The sequence below is a fragment of the Streptomyces sp. sk2.1 genome (genome assembly GCF_008120935.1).
Classification (GTDB): Bacteria; Actinomycetota; Actinomycetes; order Streptomycetales; family Streptomycetaceae; genus Streptomyces.
In genome coordinates this window covers 6,693-8,468 of record NZ_RDBO01000080.1, presented here as the reverse complement: position 1 = coordinate 8,468, position 1,776 = coordinate 6,693, and the positions used below count along the sequence as shown (strand labels likewise).

The window sequence follows — 1,776 nt, the reverse complement described above, 5'->3', positions numbered from 1 at the left end:
CGACAACCCTCCCCCCTTCCCCCCACCGCCCCGGAAGGCTCATGCCCACATGATTAGGTAGACTGGTCTACCTAATTACGGAGAGGGGCAGCCATGACCGAGGCCGGGGCCACCGGGAAGCGGCCGGTGAAGCGACGCCAGGGGCCCGCGCGGGGGCGCATCCTCGAAGCCGCCGCACGCCGGTTCTACGCCGACGGCGTCGCGGCGACGGGGATCGACACGATCACCGCCGAGGCCGGTGTGGCGAAGATGAGCCTCTACAACAACTTCGACTCCAAGGCCGACCTCGTCACCGCCTACCTCGGAGCCCGGCACGAGGAGTGGCTCGGCCTCTACCGGCGACGGCTGGCCGACGCCGAAACCCCCCGGGACGCCGTGCTGGCCGTCTTCGACGCCTACGCCGACCACGCCGGCCTCGCCTACGAGCACGGCTTCCGCGGCTGCGGCCTGCTCAACGCCGCCGCCGAACTGCCCACCGGGCACGAGGGCCGGGCCGTGGTGCGCCGACACAAGGAGGAGGTCGAGGGCCTGCTCGTCACCCATCTCCGGGAGCTGCTGTCCGACCGGGCCGAGAAGGCCCGGGACGAGAAGGCCCGGCACGGAGAGTCCCGGGACGATGGGCCCCGCGCCGGAAAGGCCCTCGCCGAGCAGGTCCTGGACGGGGAAGCGCTCGACGAGAAGGTCCGGGACGCGGCGGAGCACCTGGCGTTCCTGCTCGAAGGAGCCATCGTGCGGGCGGGCCTGGAGGGCGACGGCACCCGTATGCGGCGCGCCCGCGCCATGGCGGCGTCCCTGGTGGACGGGCTGTGACCCGGCCGACCGACGGGCCCGCCGCCGGGGCGGGCGCGGGCGTGCTCGCCGTGCTGCTCGCCTCGGTGCTCTGGGGCACCACGGGCACCGCCGCGACCATGGCGCCGCAGGTGGGGCCACTGGCGATCGGCGCGGCGGCGATGGGCGCGGGCGGACTGCTCCAGGCCCTGCTGGCCGGGCGCCGCATCGTGCGGGACCGCGCGGCGCTGGCGGCGCGGTGGCGGACGGTGCTCCTCGGAGGGGCGGGCGTGGCCCTGTACCCGCTGGCGTTCTACACCTCGATGCGGCTGGCCGGGGTCGCGGTGGGGACGGTCGTCTCCATCGGCTCGGCCCCACTGGCGTCCGCCCTGCTGGAACGGGTCGCCGACCGGCGGAGCCTGTCCCGGCGCTGGACGGCCGGCGCCGCGCTGGGCCTGACCGGCACCGTGCTGCTGTGTGCGGCCGAGGCCGCGCGGGCCGGTGCGGGAAGCGGTACGGGCTCCGCCGGGCGGACCGTCGCCGGCGTGGCGCTCGGACTGGTCGCGGGCGCGACGTACGCCGTGTACGCGTGGGCGGCGCACCGCCTCATCACGCGCGGCATCGCCTCCCGCGCGGCCATGGGCGCGGTGTTCGGGCTGGGCGGACTGATGCTCGTACCGGTCCTGCTGGTCACCGGCGCACCGCTGCTCGCCTCCTGGACGAACGCGGGCGTCGGCCTCTACATGGCGCTGGTGCCGATGTTCACCGGGTACGTCCTGTTCGGCTTCGGCCTGTCCCGCGTCCCGGTCAGCACCGCGACGACCCTGTCCCTGCTGGAGCCGGCCGTGGCCGCCGTGCTCGCGGTCCTGGTCGTGGGCGAGCACCTGCCCGCACTCGGCTGGGCCGGGATCGCGCTCGTCATCGCCTGTCTCGGCGTCCTGACCACCCCCTCCCGCCCCCCGCGCCGCCCGCGTGCGGGACGGCGCGGGGGGCGGGAGGGGGTGGTCA

Annotated in this window: 2 protein-coding genes; both read left to right on the top strand. The window is 75.7% G+C overall.

All coding sequences use genetic code 11. The annotated features are described in order from the left end of the window. Positions 1-93 precede the first annotated feature (93 nt). Positions 94-810 carry a TetR/AcrR family transcriptional regulator gene (locus EAO76_RS36560; RefSeq protein WP_148840540.1) on the top strand — a complete coding sequence of 239 codons (717 nt, stop codon included), beginning with the start codon at positions 94-96 and terminating at the stop codon, positions 808-810. After that, positions 807-1,776: DMT family transporter (locus EAO76_RS36555; protein ID WP_262376063.1), on the top strand; the 970-nt coding region annotated here is incomplete at its 3' end. The genes EAO76_RS36560 and EAO76_RS36555, both read left to right, overlap by 4 nt.

Coding starts and splice junctions, on each gene's coding strand:
- EAO76_RS36560 (WP_148840540.1), top strand. CDS start 94: ATGACCGAGGCCGGGGCCACCGGGAAGCGGCCGGTGAAGCGACGCCAG.